At 70.0% G+C, this 25,291-nt stretch carries 24 protein-coding genes; 13 read left to right on the top strand and 11 right to left on the bottom strand.

Annotation, left to right across the window (positions count from 1 at the left end; genetic code table 11):
- Positions 1–26: 26 nt before the first annotated feature.
- Positions 27–536 (bottom strand): RICIN domain-containing protein, encoded by a 510-nt coding sequence (locus tag VF106_RS33100; protein WP_330843846.1) that lies wholly within the window; start codon positions 534–536, stop codon positions 27–29.
- Positions 537–675: 139 nt separating this feature from the next.
- On the bottom strand, positions 676–1,833 hold the full coding sequence (locus VF106_RS33095) for an aminotransferase-like domain-containing protein (protein ID WP_330843845.1): 1,158 nt from the start codon (positions 1,831–1,833) through the stop codon (positions 676–678).
- Positions 1,834–1,934: 101 nt separating this feature from the next.
- On the opposite strand from VF106_RS33095, the gene VF106_RS33090 reads away from it, so the two are divergent.
- Complete coding sequence (locus VF106_RS33090; protein ID WP_330843844.1) at positions 1,935–2,309, top strand: FKBP-type peptidyl-prolyl cis-trans isomerase; 375 nt, start codon at positions 1,935–1,937, stop codon at positions 2,307–2,309.
- A 5-nt stretch (positions 2,310–2,314) separates the two neighbouring features.
- On the opposite strand, the gene VF106_RS33085 is transcribed toward VF106_RS33090, so the two are convergent.
- A complete protein-coding gene (locus VF106_RS33085; protein ID WP_330843843.1) occupies positions 2,315–3,085 on the bottom strand; it encodes an alpha/beta fold hydrolase in 771 nt (256 codons plus the stop codon).
- Positions 3,086–3,116: 31 nt separating this feature from the next.
- Here VF106_RS33085 and VF106_RS33080 point away from each other — a divergent pair, with 31 nt between their 5' ends.
- A complete protein-coding gene (locus VF106_RS33080; protein WP_330843841.1) occupies positions 3,117–4,403 on the top strand; it encodes a cytochrome P450 in 1,287 nt (428 codons plus the stop codon).
- Here VF106_RS33080 and VF106_RS33075 read toward each other — a convergent pair.
- Positions 4,378–5,844 (bottom strand): MFS transporter, encoded by a 1,467-nt coding sequence (locus VF106_RS33075; RefSeq protein ID WP_330843840.1) that lies wholly within the window; start codon positions 5,842–5,844, stop codon positions 4,378–4,380. The genes VF106_RS33080 and VF106_RS33075 overlap by 26 nt on opposite strands.
- 87 nt (positions 5,845–5,931) lie before the next feature.
- Between VF106_RS33075 and VF106_RS33070 the strand changes: the two genes are divergently transcribed.
- On the top strand, positions 5,932–7,176 hold the full coding sequence (locus VF106_RS33070; protein WP_330843839.1) for a nitric oxide synthase oxygenase: 1,245 nt from the start codon (positions 5,932–5,934) through the stop codon (positions 7,174–7,176).
- On the opposite strand, the gene VF106_RS33065 is transcribed toward VF106_RS33070, so the two are convergent.
- Complete coding sequence (locus VF106_RS33065) at positions 7,149–9,161, bottom strand: beta-propeller domain-containing protein (RefSeq protein WP_330843838.1); 2,013 nt, start codon at positions 9,159–9,161, stop codon at positions 7,149–7,151. The two genes, VF106_RS33070 and VF106_RS33065, sit on opposite strands and share 28 nt — an antisense overlap.
- 87 nt (positions 9,162–9,248) lie before the next feature.
- Here VF106_RS33065 and VF106_RS33060 point away from each other — a divergent pair, with 87 nt between their 5' ends.
- A complete protein-coding gene (locus tag VF106_RS33060) occupies positions 9,249–9,887 on the top strand; it encodes a nucleoside/nucleotide kinase family protein (protein WP_330843837.1) in 639 nt (212 codons plus the stop codon).
- Between the two features lie 69 nt (positions 9,888–9,956).
- Here VF106_RS33060 and VF106_RS33055 read toward each other — a convergent pair whose 3' ends face one another.
- Positions 9,957–10,445, bottom strand: a complete 489-nt coding sequence (locus VF106_RS33055) for an Lrp/AsnC family transcriptional regulator (RefSeq protein ID WP_330843836.1) — start codon at positions 10,443–10,445, stop codon at positions 9,957–9,959.
- A 105-nt stretch (positions 10,446–10,550) separates the two neighbouring features.
- Between VF106_RS33055 and VF106_RS33050 the strand changes: the two genes are divergently transcribed.
- Positions 10,551–12,029 carry a pyridoxal phosphate-dependent decarboxylase family protein gene (locus tag VF106_RS33050; RefSeq protein WP_330843835.1) on the top strand — a complete coding sequence of 493 codons (1,479 nt, stop codon included), beginning with the start codon at positions 10,551–10,553 and terminating at the stop codon, positions 12,027–12,029.
- On the opposite strand, the gene VF106_RS33045 is transcribed toward VF106_RS33050, so the two are convergent.
- Positions 12,026–12,289 (bottom strand): DUF4342 domain-containing protein, encoded by a 264-nt coding sequence (locus VF106_RS33045; RefSeq protein WP_330843834.1) that lies wholly within the window; start codon positions 12,287–12,289, stop codon positions 12,026–12,028. The two genes, VF106_RS33050 and VF106_RS33045, sit on opposite strands and share 4 nt — an antisense overlap.
- 88 nt (positions 12,290–12,377) lie before the next feature.
- On the opposite strand from VF106_RS33045, the gene VF106_RS33040 reads away from it, so the two are divergent.
- The 3 genes from VF106_RS33040 to VF106_RS33030 all read left to right on the top strand — a co-directional run bounded on the left by VF106_RS33040 (position 12,378) and on the right by VF106_RS33030 (position 13,921).
- Positions 12,378–12,953 (top strand): DNA-binding protein, encoded by a 576-nt coding sequence (locus tag VF106_RS33040; RefSeq protein ID WP_330843833.1) that lies wholly within the window; start codon positions 12,378–12,380, stop codon positions 12,951–12,953.
- A 1-nt stretch (position 12,954) separates the two neighbouring features.
- On the top strand, positions 12,955–13,608 hold the full coding sequence (locus tag VF106_RS33035; protein ID WP_330843832.1) for an RES family NAD+ phosphorylase: 654 nt from the start codon (positions 12,955–12,957) through the stop codon (positions 13,606–13,608).
- Positions 13,609–13,720: 112 nt separating this feature from the next.
- Complete coding sequence (locus VF106_RS33030; protein ID WP_330843831.1) at positions 13,721–13,921, top strand: hypothetical protein; 201 nt, start codon at positions 13,721–13,723, stop codon at positions 13,919–13,921.
- A gap of 5 nt (positions 13,922–13,926) precedes the next feature.
- On the opposite strand, the gene VF106_RS33025 is transcribed toward VF106_RS33030, so the two are convergent.
- Positions 13,927–14,964, bottom strand: coding sequence for a TerC family protein (locus tag VF106_RS33025; protein WP_330843830.1), 1,038 nt, complete (start codon positions 14,962–14,964; stop codon positions 13,927–13,929).
- Positions 14,965–15,272: 308 nt separating this feature from the next.
- On the opposite strand from VF106_RS33025, the gene VF106_RS33020 reads away from it, so the two are divergent.
- The 5 genes from VF106_RS33020 (at position 15,273) to VF106_RS33000 (ending at position 21,368) form a co-directional block, all read left to right on the top strand.
- Positions 15,273–18,122, top strand: coding sequence for an alpha/beta fold hydrolase (locus tag VF106_RS33020; protein WP_330843829.1), 2,850 nt, complete (start codon positions 15,273–15,275; stop codon positions 18,120–18,122).
- Between the two features lie 159 nt (positions 18,123–18,281).
- On the top strand, positions 18,282–19,202 hold the full coding sequence (locus VF106_RS33015; protein WP_330843828.1) for an ABC transporter permease: 921 nt from the start codon (positions 18,282–18,284) through the stop codon (positions 19,200–19,202).
- 71 nt (positions 19,203–19,273) lie between these two features.
- Positions 19,274–19,654 carry a VOC family protein gene (locus VF106_RS33010; RefSeq protein WP_330843827.1) on the top strand — a complete coding sequence of 127 codons (381 nt, stop codon included), beginning with the start codon at positions 19,274–19,276 and terminating at the stop codon, positions 19,652–19,654.
- Positions 19,655–20,022: 368 nt separating this feature from the next.
- Entirely contained in the window at positions 20,023–21,066 is a 1,044-nt protein-coding gene (locus VF106_RS33005; RefSeq protein WP_330843826.1) for a hypothetical protein, read from the top strand.
- 26 nt (positions 21,067–21,092) lie between these two features.
- Positions 21,093–21,368, top strand: coding sequence for a hypothetical protein (locus VF106_RS33000; RefSeq protein ID WP_330843825.1), 276 nt, complete (start codon positions 21,093–21,095; stop codon positions 21,366–21,368).
- On the opposite strand, the gene VF106_RS32995 is transcribed toward VF106_RS33000, so the two are convergent.
- Genes VF106_RS32995 through VF106_RS32985 form a run of 3 tightly spaced genes read right to left on the bottom strand, consistent with a single transcriptional unit; the run spans position 21,365 to position 25,239 of the window.
- Positions 21,365–23,296 (bottom strand): vWA domain-containing protein, encoded by a 1,932-nt coding sequence (locus VF106_RS32995; protein WP_330843824.1) that lies wholly within the window; start codon positions 23,294–23,296, stop codon positions 21,365–21,367. The genes VF106_RS33000 and VF106_RS32995 overlap by 4 nt on opposite strands.
- Positions 23,293–24,702, bottom strand: coding sequence for a sigma 54-interacting transcriptional regulator (locus tag VF106_RS32990; RefSeq protein WP_330843823.1), 1,410 nt, complete (start codon positions 24,700–24,702; stop codon positions 23,293–23,295). Before VF106_RS32990 ends, VF106_RS32995 begins: the two co-directional genes overlap by 4 nt.
- A gap of 48 nt (positions 24,703–24,750) precedes the next feature.
- Positions 24,751–25,239, bottom strand: a complete 489-nt coding sequence (locus tag VF106_RS32985) for a signal peptidase II (RefSeq protein ID WP_330843822.1) — start codon at positions 25,237–25,239, stop codon at positions 24,751–24,753.
- Positions 25,240–25,291 lie beyond the last annotated feature (52 nt).

Raw genomic sequence — 25,291 nt, 5'->3', positions numbered from 1 at the left:
GACGGGAATGGCCACGACCGCGGATGTCACGCGAAGGCGAGGAGGTCGAACAGCTGGTTGGATCCGCCGTGGCAGTCGAACTGCGCAACGATGACGCTGTTCGCGTTGCTGGCATCGGGGATGTCCAGGCACTTGGTGCTGTGGACCGCCCTGATCCGGGTCGATCCACCGGCGAAATCGCCGGGGTCGTCCAACAGCTGGAACAGCTGGTTGCCACGGCCGTTGCAGTCGAACTGCTGCAGGATGGCGTGGTTCGCCGTGCCGGCGTCGGCGATGTCGAGACACTTGCCGGCGAAGGAACTGTGCACCGGCCGGATCTCGTAGAAACTGCCGAACACCCTGACAAAGGTGAACCGCTGGTTCAGGCCCCCGTGGCAGTCGTACTGGATGACGTGGGCGTTGTCGGCGGTGCTGGATCCCCGTACGTCCAGACACTTGCCGAAGTTGTGCCGAGGGTTGATCTCGTACTGGAAACCCGTGTCGATCGCGCCGGCCGGTGACGCGAGCGCGAACATGGTGATGATGGCGAGAAACATGCCGACACCACCACGGCGAATACGTGACCACATGATGGTCCCCCTCCTGTTCCTGAGCCGGGTTTGGCTCCCTGGCTTCAGTCCAGCAGCGGGGTGAACCGGCGACATCGGCATGCGTCGCCCATATCTCGCATCGGGTCTACCTATCCCGGAATGCCTCACGCAGCCTGCGCATGCCCTCCCGGATGTCCTCCGGCGGGTTGGTGGTGAACGACAACCGGAAGGTCGCGTGGTCCGGGCGCACCGCGAAGAACGGCGCGCCCGGCACGAACGCGACGTTGTGCTTCAGTGCGTCGCGGAGCACCTCTGCGGTGTCCACCTCGCCGGGCAGGCGCAGCCACACGAACATGCCGCCGTCCGGGTCGCTCCAGGTCGTGCCCGGTGGCACCGTCGCTGGGAGCGCTTCGATCATCGTGTCGCGGCGCTCCCGGTAGGCCGCGCGGAGGCCCGTCACGTGTGCGTCCAGGTCCGTGTTGCTCAGGTAGACCGCCGCAGCGGCCTGGTCGATCGTGCTCGTGTGCAGGTCCGCCGCCTGCTTGGCGATCACGGCGGCCGGCATCACCGACGCTGGCGCACGCAGCCAGCCCAGGCGCAGGCCAGGCGCGCCGATCTTCGACAGGCTGCCCAGGTAGAGCACCCGATCGCTGTACGTCGCCAACGGTGGCACTGGCTCGCCGCGGTACCGCAGCTCGCCGTACGGGTCGTCCTCCACCAGCCACACGTCGTGCGCCGCCACGAGCGATGCGATCTCCTGCCGCCGCGCCGCCGGCTGTGTGCGGCCGGTCGGGTTGGCGTACGTCGGCACCGCGTACACCAGCGTCGGGCGGTCCTTCTCCAACACCTCGGCAAGGGAGGCCGGGACCATGCCGTGCTCGTCGCTCGCCACCGGGACCAGTCGCGCGCCCGCCAGCTGGAAGCACTGGAGCGCCGCCAGGTACGTCGGCTCCTCCACCGCGACCACGTCGCCCGGCTCCACCAGCGCGGTCGTGACCAGCGTGAGCGCCTGCTGCGACCCGGTGGTGACCAGCAGGTCCTGTGCGCTCGTCGGCAGGCCGCGGCGGGTCATCCGCTCGGCGATCAGCGCACGCAGCACCGGGTCACCCTCGGTCGTGCCGTACTGGAGGTTGCGCCGGTCGTCCGACGCCTTGGCGAACGCGTCGGACCAGCCCTCGACGTCGAACATCTCCGGGGCGGGCAGCCCACCGGCGAACGAGATCACCTCCGGGCGCTGCGTCAGCGCGAGCAGGTCACGCACGGGCGAGCTCTTGACACCGGCCAACCGGCGGGCTGGGGACATACGGAAATGTTAACGATCGCTCACTGGGCCGCGTCAGGCACGGGTCCGAGACGGCTGGTTGGATGGGCCGGGTACAGCAGAACCAACCAAGGAGGAAACGCATGGCGCTCGAGAAGCCCCAGGTGGCGCCGGTCGAGGGGCCGCCGCCGGCCGACCTGGTCGTCGAGGACATCACCGTCGGCAGCGGCGACGAGGCCAAGCCGGGGCAGAGCGTGAGCGTCCACTACGTCGGCATCGCGCACTCGAACGGCAAGCAGTTCGACGCCTCGTGGGACCGTGGCGCGCCGTTCAGCTTCCCGCTCGGTGCCGGCCGCGTCATCGCGGGCTGGGACCGCGGCGTGGCCGGCATGAAGGTCGGCGGCCGCCGCAAGCTGGTCATCCCGCCCCACCTGGGCTACGGCGACCGCGGCGCAGGCGGCGCGATCAAGGGGGGCGAGACCCTCGTCTTCGTGGTGGACCTGCTCGGCGTCAACTAAGGACGTCACTGACCGAGCGCGTCGGTAGCCGACGCGAGGAGCCGGTCCAGGATCGGCCACAGCGACAGCGGGCTCTCGACGTGGGCGTTGTGGCCGATCCCCGGCAGCACCACCGGCGACGGCACGACCTCGACCAGGTGCTCACGCGGGCACATCGGGTCGCGCTCCCCCGCCGCCAGGACGGTTTCGCCCTTGGCGCGGGTCAGGAGCATGGGCACGTCCGGGGCGCCGACGCCGAACGCCTTGGCGTCGACCGCGACCCGCCACCCGTCGTCGGACTCGACGACACCGGCCGCCACGCGTGGCGAGTCCGGCGGCACCAGACCCACCAGGCCGGACACCTTCAGCCACCGGTCGACGGCCTCGTCCCTCGTGGCGAACACCCGTTCCGGCCGGGCCGCGACCTCGGCCGCCTTCGCAAGCTCCGCCTCCGACCAGCGCAGCTTGATGCCGAGCCCGCAGGCGGCCGTCACGTCGAACCCGTAGGTCCCGTCGGCCAGCATCAGGGCGAGCACGCCACCCAGCGAGTGCCCAAGGACCACGACCCGACGGCCGGCGGGCACGGCGGCCGCGACCGCCGCCGTCATCGACTCGAACGTGTAGTCGGGCAGTCGCGGCGAGCGGCCGTGTCCGGGCAGGTCAGGGGCGATCACCTCGCCGGGCCAGTTCCGTTCGAGCAGGTCGTGCCACACCTCCCCGGTGGCCCCGAGGCCGTGGAGCAGGAGCAGGACGGGGTCGCCGCCGGGGACGTGCCGGGCAAGATGGAGTTCGGTCACAGTCCCCGATCGAACCGGCAGGATGGCGATCATGTCCAGCGCTACCGATGTCATCGTCGACCCGGACACCTATCTGAAGGACATCCCCCACGCGACGTTCGCGCGGTTGCGGAACGAGTCGGCAGTGGTGTGGATGGACGAGCCCGAGGTGCCGATCTGGCCGACCGGGCCCGGGTTCTGGGGTGTGCTGCGGCACGCGGAGATCAAGCAGGTCATGCGAGACCCGGCCACCTACTCCTCGTACGCGGGTGCCACGCAGATCAGCGACCCGCCGACCGACAAGGCGCTCGAGTTCGTGCGACAGATGATGCTGAACCAGGACCCGCCCCGGCATTCACGGCTGCGCAAGATGCTCGCCAGCGCGTTCACGCCCAGGGCGATCGCCCGGATCGAGGACCGCATCGACGAGCGGGCCCGCGAGCTGGTGGACGGGGTCGCGGCCGACGGCGAATGCGACTTCGCCGAGCTGGCCGCGGACCTGCCGCTCCAGACGCTCGCCGAGATCTTCGGTGTGCCGCGACAGGATCGCTGGCTCATGTACGACTGGAGCAACCGGGTCATCGGCTTCCAGGACCCGGAGTACGCCGACAGCACCAAGGCGAGCGCCGACGACTCGACCGACATGGCGAAGCGGGCGATGGAACTGCGGCCGGTGCCGGACGAGAACGGGTATCTCCCCGACCAGCGGACCCGCGAGGGCATGCCCGACCTGTACGCCTACGCCCACGACCTCGCCGAACTGAAGCGCCGCGAACCGGGCGAGGACGTGATGAGCAACCTGGTCACGGCCGGCATCACGACGGCCGAGTTCGAGAACATGTTCTGGCTGTTCGTCGTGGCCGGGAACGAGACACTCCGCAACGCGCTGCCCGGCGGCATGCACGCCCTGCTGTCCCATGAGGACGAACACCGAAAGGTGCTGGCTGACCGGTCACTGCTGCCCGGCGCGGTCGAGGAGATGCTGCGCTGGTGGTCGCCGGTGATGCGGTTCCGCCGTACCGCCACCGTGGACACCTCGCTCGGCGGGCAGCCGATCCGGGCCGGCGACAAGGTGGTGGTCTGGTTCTCGTCCGGCAACCGGGACGCCCGCGCGTTCACCGACCCGGATCGCTTCGACGTGACGCGGACCCCGAACGACCACCTCAGCTTCGGGCACGGCCCGCACTACTGCATCGGCGCGCACCTCGCGAAGACGCAGATGCGGGCCCTGTTCGGCGCGGTGTTCGACCGCCTCGGCGAGGTGGAGCCGAACGGGGCGGTCGTGCGGCTCCGCTCGAACTTCCAGCACGGCGTCAAGCACCTGCCGATCCGCTGGTGACCTCCGCCAGGTCGGCCGTCTCACCCAACCCGCCGCGCCGCTCCGTGACCGCCACCACGAGGGCGGCAAGGACCATCACCGTCGCGGCGAGCATGGCGACCGAGAAACCCGTGGCGGAGACGGCGAACGCGTGGAAGACGGCCGCGAGCAGCGCCGTGCCCACCGCCGAGCCGAGCCGCTGCCCGGTCTGGAGCACGCCACTCGCCACCCCGGACATACCTGGCGGCACGCACGCGAGGGTCAGCGCGGTGTTCGGCGAGATCACCGCGCCGGTGCCGATACCGGCCACCAGCAGCGGGAATTGGATCACCAGCACCAGTGAGTCCTTGTCGACCACAAAGCCGAGCACCCCGACGGTGGCCAGGCCGGCGATCATGAGCAGCAGACCGGTGATCGTGACCCGGTTCCCCCATCGCGTCACCATGCGCCCGGCCAGCCAGGACGACACCGCCGACCCCAGCGAGAACGACGTGACGGCGAGCCCGGACTCGAGCGGCGAGAGCCCCAGGTTGGTCTGGAAGTACACGGCGAAGACCAGCCAGATCCCGCTGAACCCGCAGAAGAAGATGGCGGCGATGGCGGCGCCGGACGGGTAGCCGCGAGTCGCGGTGAACAGGCTCATGTGCACGAGCGGCGCCCGGTCGGCCCGCACGCGACCCCGTTCCCATCGCAGGAACGCCCAGCCCAGCGGCACCGCGATCGGGAAGAGCCACCAGAACCGGCGCAGACCGCCCGTGTCGGACAGCACGACCGGGAACATCAGGCACAGCACGGTCAGCCCGAGCAGCAGGATGCCGACCAGGTCGATGTCGGCGCGCGTGTGCCGCTTCGGTGTCCTCGGCACCAACAGCATCGCGAGCACGAGCGTGAGCAGGCCGAACGGCAGGTTCACGAGGAACACCCAGCGCCAGCCGTCCGGCTCGCCGGCGACGCCGAGGATGAAGCCGCCGATCACCGGCCCGGCCGCGGTCGACACGCCGATCGTGGCCCCGAGCACGCCGAACGCCCTGCCACGTTCCGCGCCGCGGAACAGGTCCTGGATGAGGCCGCTGTTCTGCGGGGTGACAAGGCCGGCGACCAGCCCCTGCAGGAGGCGGGCGACCACGAGCAGCGTCAGCGTCGGGGCGAGACCGGCGAACACGCTGGTGAGGACGAACCCGGAGAGGGCGACGAGGTAGATGGTGCGCCGCCCGAACGCGTCGCCGAGCCGGCCGCCGGCGACGAGCGCGAGGCCGAACGTCAGCGGGTAGCCGGAGACTACCCACTGCACGCCGCTCTCCGACGCGCCGAGTCCCTGCTGGATCGACGGGATCGCGACCGTGACGATGCTCACGTCGAGGAGGATCATGAACCCGCCGGCGAGCGTCACCACCAGCGCCCGCCAGCGCCGCGGGTCGGTACCAGGCTCGTACCGGGTGGGCTGCGTGGTTACTGGGGGCACTTTTGATGTGTACCCCACGCGAGCGAGGTACTCCAGGCGGATGAACTGTGGCCGTCCACACGAGAGGATTCCGGTAACTTCGCGTGAGTGACATGGGCACCGCCGCGCCACCTCGCCGACCCGGTGGCCGCGCCCCCGGCCGAAGCGCCGGTCGACGTCGACGAAGCGGTGGAGTTCCTGCGCCTGTTCTACGCGGAGAACCCGGACGCCGGCTCCGCCGCGCACCGGATCGCGTGGGCCCGTGCCGAGATCAAGCTGACCGGGACCTATCAGCACACGAGCGAGGAACTGGCGTTCGGCGCGCGCGTGGCGTGGCGCAACAGCGCGCGGTGCGTCGGCCGGCTGTACTGGCGCGGCATGCGGGTCCGCGACCTGCGTGCCGTCCACGAGCCGGGTGAGGTGGCCGCACAGTGCTTCAAGCACCTGCGCATCGCCTACAACGGCGGCAGGATCCGCCCGGTGATCACCGTGTTCGCGCCGGACGCGCCGGGCCGACCGGGGCCGAGGATCTGGAACGAGCAGCTCATCCGCTACGCCGGCCATCGGCGCGGCGACGGGACCGTGCTGGGCGACCCCCGCTACGTGCGGTTCACCGAGGCGGTCGCGCGCCGCGGCTGGCGTGGCGCGGGGACGGCGTTCGACGTGCTGCCGCTGGTGGTGTCCTCGGACGGCACGACCTACCTGACCGAGGTGCCGTCCGACGCGGCGGCGGAGGTGCCGCTGTCGCACCCGGAGTTCGACTGGTTCGCCGGGCTCGGGCTCCGCTGGCACGCGGTGCCGGCGATCAGCTCGATGCGCCTGTCGATCGGCGGGATCGACTATCCGGCGGCGCCGTTCAATGGCTGGTACATGGGCACCGAGATCGGGGCCCGCAACCTCGCCGACGCGGACCGGTACGACCTGTTGCCGCGCGTCGCGGAGAAGCTCGGCCTGGACACCAGCAGCGAACGGACACTGTGGCGAGACGCCGCGCTGGTCGAGGTGAACAGGGCCGTGCTGCACTCGTTCGAGCGGGCCGGGGTGACGATCAGCGACCACCACACCGAGACCTCACGGTTCCTCAAGCACCTCGCGAAGGAGGAGAAGGCCGGCCGCGCCTGTCCAGCGGACTGGAGCTGGATCGTGCCGCCGATGTCCGGTGCGCTGACGCCGGTCTACCACCGGTACTACGACACCGACCACCTGAAGCCGGAGTTCGTCGCGGACGACGAGTCGCAGCGGACCGCGCTCGAGGGCGTGCCACCACGCGGAGCCGCGCGGGGCACACCCTCGTACAGTCCTCTGTGGACTTATCTGCGCACCGGTCAGGGGAACGGCACCCACGCCAACTGAGCCAGCGAGTCCAGGTCGTTGACCATCATCCCGGCCTCCGACACCGTCCACAGCTCGTTGCCGATCACGATGGCCCGCCTCGGCACCAGAGTCATGCCGTACTTCTCCGACGAGTGGCTGAGCACGGCGAGCTGCTCGAACCCGGTGCCGGCGAGCTTCAGCACGACGGCCCCGCCGGACTGCTCGGGCGTGCCGTTCGGGTCGATCGCGCCGCCACCGGAGATCGGCAACACGACCAGCCCCTTGTCGGGCCAGTACAGGAAGGCGTGCGGGTCGCCCTCCACCTCTGTCCAGGAGGACGGCAGGTGGTACTGCGCGATTCTCGTGGCACCGGCCTTGTTCGACGTGTCGAAAAGGGACACCTGCGCGCCCGCCACCAGCCCGGCCGAGCTCGCCTCCTGCCCGACGCCGATGAGCCGGCCCTCACCTGCCGGGTGCAGGTACGCGGAGTAGCCGGTGATCTTCAGCTCCCCGGTCACCTTCGGCGCCGCGGGATCCGACAGGTCCACTGTGTACAGCGGGTCGGTCTGCCGGAAAGTCACGACGTAGGCAGTGTCACCGAAGTAGCGGACCGAGTAGATCTGTTCGCCGACACCGAGTCCACCGACGCCGCCGACCTTGGTGAGCTCCTTCTCCTTGCGTGCCAACACAGTGATCATGCTCTGGCTGCCGCCCTGGCCGCCCGTCGTGGTCGCGACCCGCAGGTGTCCGTCGTGTTCGGACAGCGAGTACTGGTTGAGCAGGCTGCCGTCCACCGACCCGGACGCGACGTGCACCGGCTTGCCGGGCCCGCTGGTGTCGAACTGGTAGAGCTCGGTGCGGTTGGTCGTGTCGGTCGGCGTGTCGGCGATGCCGTGGATCATGTGGTCGTCGGCCACGTACAGGCTCGTGCCCGTGCCGTACACCGTGTTGCCGTCCGCGACGATCGTGACCGGGTCGCCGGTGCCCAGGTCCTTGCCGAGGTCGAAGGTGAGCACGGTGAGCATGGCGGTCGCGTTGTAGTCGACGGGATGACTCACGTCGACGCAGTCAGTCAGCAGGCCGGAGGTCACCGCGCCACCGGTCGACAGCTCGTAGCGCGGCAGCCAGTCCCCGATGGTCGAGTTCGTCACTGTGTTCCTGTTGTCCGCCAACGCGGACATCGTGTCGCCCTCGTGCTCCGGGTAGCGGAACTGGAGGCGGGGCGTGGACCGCACGACGACCCGGGCCACGGCGCCGACCTGCCGCGCGTCGAGGTAGCCGCCGTCCAGCGACAGCGTGCTCAGCACCTGGCCCGCGCCGGTCAGGTCGACGAGAACCAGCCGTGAGCCGAAGGGGAACGTGTCGGTCGGCACGGGCGGCACCGTGCCGGGAGCGTCGGTCGGGGCGATCCTCGGCACCGCGACGTCGGGCATGGTCATCGGCATGTCTGTCGCCAGCCCGGTGTTGACCATGACCAGTGCCCGGTCCCCGGAAAGCAGCATCTGCGTGGCGTAGCCGCCCTGCTCCCCGTCGAGCCGAACGACCGCGGTCTGGGTACGCGTGGCGACGTCGACGACCCGCAGCACCCCGTCGGTGATGCTGACGACGCGCTTGCCGTCCGTCTTCACCAGGTCGGGCTCGTCGACCCCGGCCTCGTGGACGTTGGTCGTCGAGTGGTCCTTCGGCTGCGCCTGGGTGGGCGCCGCCACCTGGCCCTCGGCCGGCGCCGCGTCGGGCACGGCCATCCGCCCGCCGTTCTCCTCGGCCGCCGCGCCCCCCTCTGCCATGAACTCGCCGCCGGGGTCGAGCCCGTACGCGCTGACGTTCGGCAGGATCCGGTCCTTCAGCTCGGCGAGCGCGGTGTCGCACGTGTCGTAGGAGACCAGCCGGATGTCCCCGGAGTAGGCCGGCTCCTCGTCGGTGGCGCCGACGATCACGGCGGCCGTCGTCACGCCGGCGCCCAGCCCCACCACGACCACCGCGGTGAGCGCCAGCCGCGGCCAGGTCCTTAAGTCGTGCTTCATGCCGCGAGGACGGACGCCGGTGCCGAACGCGTTGCTCGGTTGGGCGAATATCTTGGAAAACGGCCGGGCGGCGGGTTCACTTACGGGATGCGTCCCTGTCAGCACGTAGCGGAGGCCGTGCTCGCGCTGCCGGCCCACCGAGTCCGCCGAGTCGCGGTCGACGGAGTGGACGGTGCGGGCAAGACCCATTTCGCCGACGCGCTCGGCATGGAACTGAGCGCCCGCGGCGCCACCGTGATCCGGGTGTCCGCCGACGGCTTCCTGAACCCACCCCGCACCCGGCACCGCCGTGGCCGCGACTCGCCGGAGGGTTTCTACCGCGACTCGTTCGACTACGGCCGGATGGTCCGGTTACTGCTCGACCCGCTGAGCCCCGGTGGGAACGGCGAGTACATCCGCGAGGTGTACGACGTGCGCCGCGAGCGCGAAGTGCGCCGCCTGCCAGAACTGGCCCAGGATGACGCGATCCTCGTGTTCGACGGCATCTTCACCCACCGCGACGAGCTGCGCCGGTACTGGGACTACTCGGTGTGGCTGGAGGTCCCGTTCGACATCTCGATCCCGCGCGCGGCGCAACGCGGCGTCGGCAACCCGGACCCGAGGTCCCCGAAGAACCGCCGCTACATCGACGGCCAGAAGCTGTACATGGCCGAGTGCCACCCCAGGGAACGCGCCACCGTGGTCATCGACAACGCCGACTTGACAAATCCGGTGCTGCTGACCTGACGCGTTTGTCGAACTCGCGTGTCTGGAGCGTTGGACACGCGGGTCCAGAGCGTTGGACACGCGCGCGGGTCACGGCTGTGGGGTGGGCCAGGAGGTGAGCGGTAGCGGGCCGCGGTCGATGACCGTGCGGATGCAGAAGGTGCTGCGGGCGTCGCGGACGGGGCCGATGGTCAGGATCTGGTCGGTGAGCACTCTCTCGAAGGTGCGCAGGTCCGGCACGGCGAGTTCGACGAAGAAGTCGGCATCGCCGGAGACCACGTGGCAGGCGACCACGTGGTCGATCGCCTTGAGTGCCTCTTCGACCACCTGGGAGGTCGTGCGGGAGTGTTCGACCTTGAGGGAGAGGAACACCGTCAACCCGAGGCCGAGGCGTTCGCGGTCCAGATCGGCCCGGTAGCCGGCCAGGACCCCGTCCTTTTCCAGTGCCTTGGTGCGGCGCAGGCAGGAGGAGGGTGACAGGCGTACGGCCTCGGCGAGGTCGATGTTGGGTGTGCGTCCGTGGCGCTGGAGGTGGTCCAGGATCGCCCGGTCGATCCGGTCGTACAGGGGGCGTGGCATGTAATGCAGCGTATCGGCCGGATCGGCGAATAATCGTGCACCGCTGCGCCGTCTTGGTACCGCGTAAGCCATCGCGTGCCGTGGTTGGTGGCGCATCCTGGTCACGTGCACCAATTTCCTCTGGAGCCGGACCGCGCCGCGATGACCGCGATGGGCCGTCTCGTCCTGGACCGCGTCGTCGACCGAACCGAGAAGCTCGCGGACCGCCCCGCGACCAGCCCGCTGTCCCCATCGGCCGAGACCGACCTGGTGGAGTCCTTCCTGGCGCCCCCTCCCGCCCGGGGCGGTGACCTCAGGTCTCTGCTCGCGCGCCTCGACGAGGCCGCCGACTGCGCTCTGGAGACCGCCGGGCCCGGCCACCTGGCGTACATCCCGGGCAGTGGTCTGTACTCGGCCGCGCTGGCCGAGTTCTACAACCGTGCCGTCAACCGCTACGGCGGCCTGGCCTCGGTGGCCCCGGCCTTCGCCGCGCTGGAGGAGAGCGTGATCCGCTGGATGGCCCGCGATGTGTGCGGACTCCCAGCCGGCGGCGGCCTGTTGACCAGCGGTGGCTCGATGGCCACGTTCTCCGCGACGATCGCCGCCCGCCACAACAAACTCGGCGAGGAGCTCGCGGACGGCACCGTCTACACCACCGCCTTCGCCCACCACTCCGTCGCCAAGGCCGCCCGCCTCGCCGGCATCCGCGCCGCCCACATACGCGTCGTGCCGCACACCCCGGACCTGCGGATGGACCCCGACGCCGCCACGGCGGTGATCCGTGCCGACCGGCAAGCCGGGCTGCGGCCGTTCCTGCTGGTGGCTACCGCCGGCACCACCGACACCGGCACCATCGACCCGCTGACACGGCTGGCCGACCTGGCCCGCCGCGAAGACGTGTGGTTCCACATCGACGCGGCCTACGGCGGCTTCTTCCGCCTCACCGCACGAGGCGCGGCACGTCTCGCCGGGTTCGAGGAGGCCGACTCGATCACCCTCGACCCGCACAAGACCCTGTTCCTGCCGTTCGGCACGGGCGCCCTGGTGGTCCGCGACATCGCCGACCTGCACGCCGCCCACGTCGGCACCGGCAGCTACCTCCAGGACATGGCGGCCGGGAACATCCCGGACTCCGGTCACCTCGGGCCCGAGCTGACCCACGAGTTTCGGGGTCTGCGGGCCTGGCTTCCCCTGCACCTGCACGGAGTCGACGCCTTCCGCGAGGCCCTGGACGAGAAGCTCGACCTCGCCGAACACGTCCACGACGCGCTGTCCGGCGTCGCGGATCTGGAAGTCCCGCAACGTCCGGACCTGTCCACCGTGATCTTCCGCTGCCGACCCACCGATGGCAGCCGGGCTGCCGCCGAGCGGGCCGACGAGGCGAGCCGCCGGCTACTGGAACGGATCAACCGCCACCGACGCATCGTGCTCTCCAGCACCGTCGTCGACGGCCGCTACACCCTGCGCGTCTGCGTCGTCTCCCACCGCACCCACCACGACCGCATCGCCGAGGGACTGGACATCATCATGTCCGAAACCGACGGCCTCAGCGCCGCACAGCCCCATCGGCACAACACCGTGCAGTCGGTCGATGCGGACACCTAGTCGGGGTCGCTCGGGACCACCTCTGGTTCGGTGTGCTCCACCGTGATGTGCCAGCCGCCGGCGAGGGCCAGTACCGCTCCGGCGGCGGTCAGCATCGGGGCGATGAACGCCGCGATCACGCCCGCGTTGATCGGGATGTCGAGCACCTTGCGGCCGTCACGTGCCGTTACCACCACCCGGCGGACGTTGCCTTGCCGTACCAGTTCGTTGATCTTGTCGTACAGCGCCTGGACGCCGGTGCCTTCGGCTTCTTTGCCCACGGTTCTCCCCAATTCGCCGCGAGTTTTCGGTCCAGCCTACGCGGGCCCCAAGCGCACGACTCCGCACGCTCGTGCTAGCCTGAGCTGTATGTCTGGTCTCAGATCCGCACTCTCGCGTGCCGGGCTGCGCGTGGAGACCGACGAGTTCGTGTCGCTCGTGGAGGACGCCTCGCGGCGGCTGGCTCCCGTCGACCCGCGGCCCGCCGACTACTTCAGCGCCGACCAGCGCAAGGCGCTCACGGCCGTCGGCCTGGACCTGTCGCCGCAGCGTGCCGGCGAGCGGGACGTGCGGGCGCGGACCGTAGCCCTGCAGGCGGTACTGCGGGACACGGCCCTGACCGTCGCCGGTGTGGCCGAGCGTATCGGAGTGGACACCAGTCGTGTCAGGCACCGGCTCTCCGACGGTCAGCTGGCCGGCTGGAAGGACCGCGGCGGCTGGCGGCTGCCGGTGTGGCAGTTCACCGACGACGACGTGTTACCCGGGCTCGCGACCGTGCTCGCCGCCGTGCCGGAGGACCAGCCCGCGCTGGTGGTGGCTGCGTTCATGACCAGGCCGCAGGCCGCGCTCGGCGATCCGCCCGTCGCCCCGAGGGACTGGTTACTGGCCGGCGGATCCCCGGAGCGCATCGCGTCGCTCATGTCCATGCTGGGGACGCCTGCCTGACGTGTCCCGACTCCCCCTGCCCCCGAGTGCCGCCATCCTGCGCAAGATGCTGCGCGAGCACGAGGACATCCTGGTCGTCCCCACCTCCACCCGCCTCGTGCGCGTGTTCGTCGCCGCCGGAGCGCACCAGCAGCGGTGGAACACCTTCCGCCACACCGGGCCGCTGCCGCACGCCCGGTTCGACCCGCAGCCGCCGTCCCCCAACGGCAAGTTGGGCATCTCGCCCGCGCACGGCGTGCTGTACTTCGGCCTGTCCGTGCGGACGTCCATCGCCGAGGTGTTCCAGGCGTCGTCCGTTGTGGACCGGACCACCCGGCGGCCGCACCTCGCGGTGTTCGCGCCGCAGCGGCCGCTGCGACTGCTGGACCTCACCGGTCTGTGGCCGACCCGTGCCGGTGCGTCACAGGAGATCTCCAGCGGCCCCAAGGACATCACGCAGGCGTGGGCCAGGACCATCCGCGACGCGTTCCCCGACCTCGACGGGCTGTGGTACCGATCGTCGATGGACTCCGGGGACCCGGCCGTGTGCCTGTGGCACCCGCCGGCCGGCGACGCGCTGCCGTTGACGCCGGAAGTGTTGGTACCACTCGACTATCCGGGCCTGGACCTCCCGCTGGCCCGGATCTGCGACTCCCTCAACTACGTACTTACGTAGGGGTACCCCTACCACAATTCGGTGGTTTCCCGGATACACCGGACCTTTCCCCGGCCCTACCGTTAGGACCATTCCCGTGGTGAGAGTCACATCACAGGATAGGGAGAGCACCATGAGCAAGCGGAACAGGCCGAGAGTCTGGCTGGTGGGCAGCAACTCGGAACCGTCCGACCAACCCGCCGTCCGGGACACCCATCTACGTACCTGGGTGCCCGGCGACGACGGGATCTACCACTCATCGGATGGCTGGCACCACGCCACCTGGACCGAGCTGCACTCGCGTTTCGACCTGGTTGAAGTGGCGGCGGCGTAACCCGCTTATCGGGCCTGGTCGGCGGTGTCCTCCGCTGGTTCGGCTGACGCCACTTCCTCGGCGGTCCTGCGGTCGTCGCGGCGGGTCTTCATCAGGCTCGCCACCGCGGTGATGACCAGGACGCCGATGATCACCGACAGGGACAGCGGGATGCCGATCGTCGGGACGTTCAGGTGCTCGCCACCGTTGATGAACGGCAGCGTGTTGGTGTGCAGGGCCTCCAGGACCATCTTCACGCCGATGAAGCCGAGGATCACCGCAAGGCCGATCGACAGGTAGACGAGCCGCTTGAGCAGGCCACCCAACAGGAAGTACAGCTGGCGCAGGCCCATCAGCGCGAAGGCGTTGGCGGAGAAGACCAGGAACGCTTCCTTGGTCAGACCGAAGATGGCGGGGATCGAGTCGACCGCGAACATGAGGTCCGCCGAGCCGATGGCGATCATCACGATGAACAGCGGCGTCGCGAAGCGCTTGCCGTCGATCTTGGTGAAGACCTTCGCCTCGTGGTAGTCGTCGGTGACCGGGAAGAGCTTCCTGGCCCACTTGGTGACGCGGTTCTCCTCGTAGTCCTCGTCGTGGTCGCCGCCGAGGCCGGAGCCGGACAGCTTGATCGCGGTGTAGACGAGGAACGCGCCGAACACGTAGAACACCCAGCTGAACTGGGAGATGGCCGCGGCGCCGACGGCGATGAAGATGCCGCGGAACACCAGGGCCAGCAGGATGCCGACGAGCAGCACCTTGTGCTGGTGAATCGTGGGGACCTTGAAGGCCGCCATGATCACCAGGAAGATGAACAGGTTGTCCACCGAGAGGGAGTACTCGGTGATGTAGCCGGCGAAGAACTCACCGGCCCGTGTCCCACCGGAAAAGATCCAGATGCCGATGCCGAACGCCACGGCGCACGCGATGTAGAACGTGACCCAGCGAGCGGCCTCACCGACGGTGACCTCGTGCGGCTTGCGGTCGACGATCACTAGGTCGACAGCAAGTAGAACCAGGAGACCGCCGATGGTGGCGAGCCAAACCCACACAGGGACAATCATGCAATGAACCTCCGGTTCCACGGCACAGCGACGGCCAAACCGGAGGTCTCTTCCGCAAGTCTTTCGACCGGCCGAGGGCGCCGGGTCTCGCTACCCGAGTCCGTGTTGACGACGCCGCCGCGAAGGAATACTCCCCTCCACCAGGGACTATTGTCCTGGTTGAAGCCTGAGAGCACCAGTCGACCGCGTGTTGTCCTTCGTCACATCAGACAAACGTGACGAAGCGGACAAGACCTTCTCAGTGACTCTCAGGAAACGTCCAATACCTTCTCAGAGTGCCCAGAATTCCACGTCCTAGACCACGCACCGTGGCGACAGCGCTGGTCGTCGTGCTCGCCGCGGCTGGCGGGATCGTCTGGCTGAACAGCGGCGACGACCCGGCCGAGGTCTCGACTCGCGAGCTGACGCTGACCGGCGCCCAGGGCCCGGACGACGAGGCTCCCGTCAAGCTCGACGCCACCCTCTACCTGCCGGAACAGACCCCGGCGCCGGCGGTCATCGTCGCGCACGGGTTCGGCGGGTCCAAGCGGAGCGTGGACGGCGACGCGCGGGAGCTCGCCCAGCGCGGGTTCGTGGCAGTCGCCTACTCCGCGCGCGGTTTCGGGCGCAGCGAGGGGCAGATCGGACTGAACTCGATCCCCTACGAGGTCGCGGACGCGTCGGCGATCGTCGACTGGCTCGGCGAGCAGCCCGAGGTCACCAAGGACGGCGCCGACGACCCGAAGGTCGGCGTGACCGGCGGTTCCTACGGCGGCTCGCTGTCGCTGCTGCTGGCCGGCACGGACAAGCGGGTCGACGCGCTCGCACCGGTGATCACCTACAACGACCTGAGCCAGGCGCTGCTGCCGAACTCGGCGACCACCGACGACACCGAGCCGAGCACCCCGGCGGCCAACGCGTTCGCGGCCGACGGCGTGTTCAAGCGGTCGTGGGCTGGCATCTTCTTCGCCTCCGGGGCTGGTGGCGCCGGGCTCTCCGACCCGACCGCGGACGCCGTCGAGGCCGGTGACGAGGACGACGACATCGACGTGCCGTCAGGCGGCGGCGCCGCGCCAGCCGACGAGACGCCGGCGCAGGGCGCGCAGGATGGCGAGGGCGCCGGGCAGCCCATCAACACGGGCAGCCCGTGCGGCAAGTTCCGCGAGGAGTTCTGCCTCGCCTACGCCGAGGTGGCGACCACCGGGCGGGCCAGCCAGCAGACGATCGACCTGCTGAAGTCGGTGTCCCCGGTCGCGGTCACGGAAAACATCACGCAGCCGACGATGCTGGTGCAGGGTGAGCAGGACACGCTGTTCGGCCTCGACCAGGCCGACGCGAACGCCCGGCAGATCGCCGAGGCGGGCGGCGAGGTCAAGGTCGTCTGGTACACCGGCGGCCACGACGGCGGCCGGCCAGGTCCGGGACTGCGTGCGCAGATCGCCGACTGGTTCGACTTCCACCTGCGTGGCCGCGGCAGCGACCCCGGCCAGGGACTGACCTACGACGTGCAGGGCGCGCTGCGGGTGCAGGGCGCGCCGTCGGTGCGGACGGTGAGCTCGGACGTCTACCCCGGCCTCGCCGGTGACGACGCGGCCGACCGCCGGCAGGTGCGGGTCTACGGACCGGAGCAGACGATCATCAACCCGCCCGGCGGCAACCCGGCCTCGATCAGCAACATGCCCGGCCTCGGCGCGATCATCGGTTCGTCGTCGCGGCTGGCCAACCGGGTGTCGATCGACCTGCCCGGCCAGGCGGCGCGGTTCTCCAGCCGCCCGCTGACCAACCAGCTGCTGATCGCCGGCGCGAGCACCGTCCGGCTGCGGATCGCCGCGGTGCCGAACGCCGCGCCACCCGCGCAGGAGGGCGCGGTCCTGTTCGCGAAGCTGTACGACGTCTCGGGCGACGGCACGCGGCTGCTGCCAGGTTCGGCGGTGTCGCCGTTCCGGATCCCGGCACTGCCCGCGGACGGCAGCCCGGTCGACGTGATGGTGACGCTGCCGGGCATCGTCCGGCCGGTCGAGACCGACCACCGGATCGAGCTGGTGGTCAGCACCACCGACCAGGCGTACGCCACGCCGGCCCAGGCCGCGGCGTACCGGGTGTCGCTCGCGGAGGACGCGGTGGTCGAGGCGCCAGTCGTGTCCGGCACCCGGTCGGGTGGCGGCGTCCCCGCCGGACCGCTGCTCGGCATCGCGGTCGTGCTCGGCATCGTGGTGCTCGCGACCGGGTGGGGCGCGCTCCGCCGGCGGCGGGCCACCGACCTCGACCAGTCGCTGACCGACGTGCCGCTGGTGATCGAAGGGCTGTCGAAGAAGTACCCGGGTGGCGTGACCGCGGTCGACGACCTGTCGTTCCGGGTGGAGGCGGGTCAGGTGCTGGGGCTGCTCGGCCCGAACGGCGCCGGCAAGACCACCTCGCTGCGGATGCTGATGGGCCTGATCCAGCCGACCGGCGGCACGATCAGGGTGTTCGGGCACAAGGTGTACTCAGGTGCGCCGGTGCTGTCCCGGATCGGCTCGTTCGTAGAGGGTGCGGGCTTCCTGCCGCACCTGTCCGGGCAGGCGAACCTGGAGCTGTACTGGGCGGCTACCGGCCGGCCGCCGTCGAAGGCGCACGTGGCGGAGGCGCTGGAGATCGCGGGCCTCGGCAACGCGGTGCACCGGCGGGTGCGGACGTACAGCCAGGGCATGCGGCAGCGGCTCGCGATCGCCCAGGCGATGCTCGGCCTGCCGGACCTGCTGGTACTCGACGAACCGACCAACGGGCTCGACCCGCCCCAGATCCACCAGATGCGTGCGGTGCTGCGGCGGTACGCGGCGACCGGGCGGACCGTGGTGGTGTCCTCGCACCTGCTGGCCGAGGTGGAGCAGACGTGTGACCACGTGGTGGTCATGCACCACGGCAAGCTGGTCGCGGCTGGCCTGGTCGAGGAGATCGTCGGCGGTGGCGGCGAGGCCACGTTCCGGGTGGACCGCCCGGAGGAGGCGGCGACCGTGCTGCGTTCGGTGAACGGCGTCGAGGGCGTGGAGATCGAGGGCAACCAGGTACACGCGGACCTGGACGGCCTCCCCCGCGCCGAGGCACTGGCGAAGCTCGTCGGAGCCGGTGTCGCCGTGGAACAGGCCGGGCCCCGGCGCCGGCTCGAAGACGCATTCCTTGCCTTGGTGGGGGAGAGTTGAGACCCCTTGTGTCAATCTCGAGATCGACTCAGGCCGAGTGCTTCGCAGCCGCACCTCAGGGGAACGTGACGCAAGCCAGCCACAGGTACGTGGCCAAACAGAACCCTCCGTCCGCCAACGTAACCAGCACATTGAATCCCGGGGAGGCGGAACAGGATCATGACCGATGTTCATACCGATGAAGCGGCCATCGACCAGTTGGCCGAGGCCGCCGCGCACGAGGAGCAGGGCGTCCAGGCGGACGGATCGGTCACCGGTTACAAGGCCGGGCGGACGCTGCGGCTGCGGGTCGAGCTGGTTCGCCAGCTGCGGCGCCGCCGGGTGCAGCTCATGCTCGGGTTCCTGGTGCTGCTGCCATGGATCCTGTGGGCCGCGTTCGAGTTCGGCACCGACGGTGACGGCAACCGGTCGGGCGGGTTCGTGGACCTCGCGACCACCTCGGCGCCGAACTTCGTGGTGTTCGTGCTGTTCGCGGTGTCGAGCTTCCTGCTGCCGATGGTCGTGGCGCTGTTCTTCGGCGACACGATCGCCAGCGAGGCGTCGTGGTCGAGCCTGAAGTACCTGCTGGCCATGCCGATCCCGCGGCACCGGCTGATGCGTCAGAAGGCCGTCGCGTCCGGGTTGTTGTCGCTGTTCGCGATCACGCTGCTGCCGGCGATGTCGCTGGGCGTCGGCGTGATCTTCTACGGCGCGGGCGAGGCACTCAGCCCGACCGGCGACGCCATCTCGTTCGGCGACGCGATGCTGGCCCTGCTGTTCACCGTGATCTACCTGGCGATCCACCTGCTGTGGGTCGCGGGGGTGGCGCTGTTCCTGACCGTGTCGACGGACGCACCGCTCGGCGCGGTCGGCGGGACCGTGCTCATCGCGATCCTGTCGTCCATCCTGGACCAGATCACGGCGCTGGAAGGGCTGCGGAACTACCTGCCGACGCACTACGCGTTCGCCTGGGCGGACCTGATCTCGACGGACATCGACTGGTCGAACATGGCGGCGGGCGCCTTCTCGGCGGTGTGTTACGGGGCGATCTTCGGGTTGTTGGCGGCCCGCCGGTTCCGGACCAAGGACATCACGTCGTGAGGATGCGGCGGGCCATGAGCTGAGGTACGACTGGACGCGCACCACCCGCTGCGTCCATTGAGGAGGCGGTCATGGCCCGCCCCGTGCACTTCGAGATCCACGCCACCGATCCCGAGCTGGTCAAGGCGTTCTACGAGAAGGTCTTCGGCTGGAAGTTCGACCGGTGGGGTGAGATCCCCTACTGGGTGATCACCACTGGTGACGGCCCGGGCATCGACGGAGGTCTGACGCCCCGCAGCGGTCCACGGCCAGCTCCCGACGCACCGGTCAGCTCGTTCGTGAACACCATCGGCGTCGACGACCTCGACGCGACGCTCGAGAACATCCTCCGCAACGGCGGCACCATCGCCCTGGAGAAGCAGGCGGTGCCCACGGTCGGGTGGCTCGCCTACTGCAAGGACACCGACGGCAACCTGTTCGGCGTGTTGCAGCCCGACACAGCCGCGGGCTGAAACTCATAGGAACCCGGTCGGCGGCCTATAGTGAAAGGGGTTTCAGCAGCGGCCCTGCTGGGGGGTGCGGTGTGTTCAGATATCACCAACGGTCCGAATCCGCGGAGCCACGGCAGAAGGACGCCGAACTGTCGCCAGAAGTGCGGCGTGTCGTGAAAGCCGCTGAGGAACGCGCGGCCCGCGCCGAGCGGGCAGCACGACCCGTTCCGTGGTGGCTGACGCGACCCGCCGAAACGGTTTCCACCCGGCCCGCCGAACAGGTTTCCACCCAGCCCGCCGAACGGGTTTCCGCTCCGCTCCCGGTCGCCGCTCAGACGCCGGTTTTCGCTCAACCAGAGGTACGGGAGTTTCCCAGGCACCTGGCGCCGATGATGATCGTCAAGTCGCCGCCGCACGCGCGGGTCCGTGCCGTCGGGCTGGGGAAGTTCATGCCGGCGAACACCGTGCACGTCACGTCCGCCAACGCGGTCGTCGCCGGCGACCGGTGCAAGCTGATCGGGGTCGATCACTACCACGTGCACCGGGCGACCGTGAACATCGAGCCGCTGCGGCGCCTTTCCGGTGCGGGTCGAGAGGCGTTGGCCCGGCTGATGGACGATCCCACCGACAGCGGGGCCATCCGCGCGTTCCAGAACGCGCTGGGAACCCGGCCGACGCCGCGGCTCGACGGCGACACCCAGGAGAAACGGCGGATCGCGGCGCGGCACAACGTCTTCGTCAGCCACAGCTCCGGCGTTCAGACCGGCTCGGACTCCACGATGAAGGTGCACACCAACTACGTGGTCGAGGAGACCGTCATCCCGCTCGCCGAGCTGCTCGCCGAGAACGCGCGGCTCGTCACCCGCTTCGCCGAGGCGATGCGAGCGCCCGAGGCCGGCGACGAGATGACGGCGTTCTGCCGGCTGCTGCTCGACGCCGTGGACGAGGTCGACGAGCTGACCAGGCTCGCCCAGGCCACGGACATCACACAGGTCCACGACACGACGCTGTGTTCCTTCTTCGGCATCGCGCACGTCAAGGCGGCGTCGGCCGTGCTGATCGGGCAGGACAACAGGCTGACCGAGAAGCTCGAGATCAACCTGCCCGGGATCGGCCGCCGCGGGCTCCTCGCCGACCTCGCCGACCTGCGTGAGCTGTACGGCTTCGCAGTCCAGGCCTCGAGCGTCGACCCGGTCAAGGCGACGTTCGACGCGGGGCCGATCGTCATTTCGGGGGAATGGCCGGACTGGCTTCCGGACCCGACAGGGTCGCCGATGCCGTCCCCCGAACCCACCGGTCGTCCGCTGCAACTACCGTCAGCCGGCCCGGTGCCTCCTCCTCCTCCGCCGCCGCCGACGGACCCGGACGTGGAACCTCCGCCGCCGCCGCGCCGTCGCCGTCGGCCCGGCGCGTTCCGCTGGCGCGACCTGTGAAACCGAAGCGACGCGGGCGTCTCCTCGTGTCGATCCTCTCGGCGCTGCTTCTCCTCGGCGGTGTCGTCTGGTTCGCCACGCACAACCTCGGCGCGGCCGACCAGGTCGCCAGCGTCGCCAGCTTCCTGGTCGGGCTCACCGGTCTGGTGTGGACGGTCCGGCACTCACGCACGGCACCGGAACCGCCCAGCCGCAACGTCTACGTCCGCGACAGCGTCGTCATGTCGACCGGCGACCACGCCACCAACGAGCTGACCGTCAACGTCGACCAGCGGCCCTCGCTCTGGCGGCGGCGGCGCTAACGGCCCCGGCGGGTGCGCAGGTAGTCGCTGACCACGGCGGCACCCAGGCCGTCCAGGTCGGGAGCCACCACCCGCCCGCCGCTGCGGCGGGCGACCAGGTCGACGAACTTCTTCAGTGACGGGTCGTCGCCCAGCATGAAAACGCTCACCGACGCACCCAGTTTGGCCAGTGCGTCGACCTCCGCGACCGTCTTGCGCAGCGTCCTGGGTTCCGGGGGCCAGGAGAACTCGGCCGTGCCGTCCTGTTCGAGGTGGGCGGTCGGTTCGCCGTCGGTGACCACCAGGACGACCGGCTCGGCGTCCGAGTGTTTGCGCAGGTGGCGGCCGGCCAGCAGCAGGGCGTGATGCAGGTTGGTGCCCTGCTCCCACACACCTTCCATGCCGACCAGTTCGGGCAACTCGACCGTCTGGGCGTGCCGGCCGAACGTGATCAGCTGGAGCGCGTCACCGCGGAAACGGGTCGTGATCAGCTGGTGCAGGGCCAGAGCCGTGCGCTTCATCGGCACCCAGCGACCGTCCTGCACCATCGACCACGACGTGTCCACGCACAGTGCCACCGCGGCCCGGACCCGCTGTTCGGTCTCCACGACCTCGACGTCGACCACGTCCAGGGAGACCGGCCCGGGACCCGAGCGCAACACCGCGTTGCGCACAGTCCTTGACGTGTCCCACGGCGACGTGTCACCGAACTCCCACGGGCGGGTCGAGCCGGTCGGCTCGCCGGACGCGCCCGACAGCGCCGACTCGCGCTGGCCGGCGTTGCGGGCCGCCATCAGGACGTCCTTCAGCGCGGTCTGTCCGAGCCGGCGCAGTGCCTTGGGGGACAACCGAAGCGAGCCGTCCGGGGCGCGTTCCAGCAGGCCCTGGGCGCGGAGCTGCTGCTCCAGCTCCGCGAGCCGCCTGGCGTCGACCCGGCTTTCCTCACCCAGCTGGCGTTCCAGCGCCTCCAGGTCGATGTCCTCCAGGCGGGCGCCCGGATACGACTGGGCGAGCTGCTCCGCCAACGCGTCCAGCTCCGCGAGGTCCGCCATCGCCTGCGCGCCCTCACCCATGCCCAGCGGCTGGTTGCCGCGGAACCGGGCCGACCCGGTCCAGTCCTCCCCCGGCCGCAGCGCACGCAGGTTCGCGTCCAAAGTGGAGATCTGCTGTGCCAGCCGGGGGTCACCGAACGCGGACGCCATCAGCTCGGACAGCTCCGCCCGCTGCTGTTCGGACATCGAGTTCATCATCCGCTGTGCCGCGGCGGCACGGGCGGCCAGCGCGTCGATCAGTTCCTCGGTGTTGCGCGGGTTCTCCGGGAAGAACTCGCCGTGCTGGCGCATGAAGTCCTGGAACTGCTGGGTGGTGTCGTCGCCACGCAGGTGCGCCAGCAGGAGGTCGTTGAGATCCGCCATCATCCGGCGGATCCGCTCGGTGTCCTCCGGCGTCATGTTCTGCAGGGTCTGTTTCATGCCCTGGAACCGGGACTCCATCAGCTCCTGGCCGAGCAGGTTGCGGATCTCCTGGTACTTCTCGCGCGCCTCTTCGGAACGCCAGTCGTACTCGGACAGTTCGCGTACCGCGGCGGCGGTGCCGGAGGGCAGCGCGTCCAGCTGCGCCTCGCGGAAGCGGGCGTCGTCGTCCGGGTCGGGGAACAGCGCCGCCTTCTCCAGACGCAGTGCGTCCTCCAACAGCTGCCGCACCTGCTGCAGCGTGCCGTCCAGGTTGTGCCGACGCTGGATCTCCGACCGCTTCTGCCAGAGCTTCCTGGTCAGCTCGTCCAAGCCGGCCGAGTTCCGCGTTCCGCGCCGGAGCAGCTCCTCCAGCGCGGAACGGGGAGAACGGCCGTCCATGACGTCCCGGCCGATCGCGTCCAGCGCGTCCCGCAGGTCGACCGGCGGCGCGAGCGGATCGGGACCGTCGTAGTACTTGCCGTAGGTAAACTTCACGGCCCGTACACCGTCGTTCCCTCGTCGGAGTCCTTCGCCAGCTTGCGCCGCAGGTACAGCGACTCCAGCGCCAGCTCGATCGCGGCGGCGATCCGGCCGGGGCTGTCGGTCGGGGACACGTCCAGCCGGGACGCGACCTCGTGCAGGATCGGGAGTTCGGGCAGTGCCTCCAGCACCTCGGCGCCGGGCACGCGCTCGCCGGTGGCGACCAGGTGGCCGTCGACGACCGTGTCCACGAGCGGTCGCAGGTCCAGCCCGGCGAACCGGTCCTTCGCGGTCTCGGCGACCGCGCGGCGCAGCAGGTGCACCAGGTGCTCGATCTCCCGGCCCTCCTCGCCGGACTCGAACTCCAGCTTGCCGCGCAGGACGCTCGGCACCGAGTCGAGGTCGACCGGGCGGGCGACCGCCGGGTGCTCGCCGACGATGGCGGAACGACGCAAGGCGGCCGCCGCGATCGTTTCCGCCGCGGCCACCGCGAACCGCGCGGACACGCCGGACCGCTGGTCGATGGCTGACGACTCACGCAGGTTGCGCACGAACCGGGCCAGGATCTCCAGCAGCTCGTCGCCGACCTCCGCGACGAGGTGGGCCTCCTGCCGGATCACCTCCACCTCGGCCGCGACCGTCATCGGGTAGTGCGTGACGACCTCGGCGCCGAAGCGGTCCTTCAGCGGGGTGATGATCCGGCCGCGGTTGGTGTAGTCCTCGGGGTTGGAGGTGGCGACCAGCAACACGTCGAGTGGAAGGCGCAGCGTGTAGCCGCGGACCTGGATGTCCCGCTCCTCCATGACGTTCAGCAACGCCACCTGGATCCGCTCGGCCAGGTCGGGCAGCTCGTTGATGGCCACGATCCCGCGGTGGGCCCGCGGCACGAGTCCGAAGTGGATGGTCTCGGGGTCGCCCAGCGTGCGGCCCTGCGCGACCTTGACGGGGTCGACGTCGCCGATGAGGTCGCCGACGGACGTGTCCGGCGTGGCGAGCTTCTCGGCGTACCGCTCGGAGCGGTGCCGCCACACGACCGGCAGGTCGTCGCCCAGCTCGGCCGCGCGCCGGCGCGACTCGGGGGTGATCGGGTCGAGGGGGTGTTCGCCCAACTCGGCCCCCTCGATCACGGGGGTCCACTCGTCGAGCAGGCCGACCATCGTGCGCAGCAGCCGGGTCTTGCCCTGGCCGCGCTCACCGAGCAGCACCACGTCGTGCCCGGCCAGCAGCGCCCGCTCCAGCTGCGGCAGCACGGTCTTGTCGAACCCGACGATGCCCGGCCACGGGTCGCGCCCCTCGCGCAACGCGGCCAGCAGGTTGTCGCGTATCTCGGTCTTCACGCCGCGCGGGAGGTGCTCGGCCGCACGCAGCTCGCCCGCGGTACGCGGGAGGTTCTCGGGTGGGGTAGGTACAGCGCCTGTCACGATTACAACGTTACGGACGTTTCCCGGCTGAGTCGACGTGGAGTGACTCTAGGTGCTCGGGGAGACCTCTGGCTTGCGGATGCCGAGCAGCACGAGCGACACCGCGCCGAGGAACAACGCGATGTCCGCGACGTTCCCGACGAACCAGCCGTTGTAGTCGATGAAGTCGACCACATGGCCGCGTGCGAAGCCGGGCGCCCGGAACAACCGGTCACCGAGGTGGGTCGTCGCACCACCGAGCAGCAGTGCGAGCCCGATCAACCACCCCTTGGCCTGTGGCCGTGCGACGAGCCACAGCAGCCAGCCCACCGCGACCGCGGCGGCGATCGCGAAGATCCACGTCGCGCCCTCGCCGATCGAGAACGCCGCGCCTGGGTTGTAGAGCAGCCGGAACTGGAGGAAGTCGCCGAGCACCGGGATGGGGTCGCGACCGGTGAGCGTGCGCTCGGCCCAGAACTTGGTGGCCTGGTCGAGCACGACCACGACCACCGCGATGCCCAGCGCGAGCGGCAGCCGGCGTACGGGAGTGGTGTCCATCGGTGGCCAGCGTAGCCGCGGCGGGCTAGGCTCCCTCGCAAGCGTGCTGGGG

This window comes from Actinophytocola sp. (genome assembly GCF_036378875.1).
GTDB lineage: Bacteria > Actinomycetota > Actinomycetes > Mycobacteriales > Pseudonocardiaceae > Actinophytocola.
This window is presented reverse-complemented; position numbering and strand designations above follow the sequence as displayed.